The organism is Citrobacter sp. TBCS-14, assembly GCF_005280805.1.
GTDB classification, from domain to species: domain Bacteria; phylum Pseudomonadota; class Gammaproteobacteria; order Enterobacterales; family Enterobacteriaceae; genus Citrobacter; species Citrobacter gillenii.
Genome location: NZ_SZWM01000850.1, coordinates 1 through 249, shown reverse-complemented (window position 1 = coordinate 249; position 249 = coordinate 1). Strand labels below are relative to the sequence as shown.

At 37.3% G+C, this 249-nt stretch carries 1 protein-coding gene; it reads left to right on the top strand.

The genetic code is table 11. The features are described from left to right. Nucleotides 1-249: EAL domain-containing protein (locus tag FDX22_RS21655; RefSeq protein ID WP_146717756.1), on the top strand; the 249-nt coding region annotated here is incomplete at both ends.

Genomic DNA, 249 nt, shown 5'->3' with positions numbered 1-249 from the left:
TAATTTTATGGAGATAACGCAAAGGCTACCGATAAAATTAATGATTGAAATAACCGAAAATCAGACTCTCACTATCACTCCAGCCATCAAAGAGCTGATACGATCGTTGCGAAACAGAGGAGTTCTGTTTGCTTTAGATGATTTTGGGACGGGATACGCTAACCTCTGCTATCTCAATGAGTTAGACCTGGATGTTATCAAAATTGATAAAACTTTCATCAAGGCTATTAAAGAAGCTGAGCAACATAT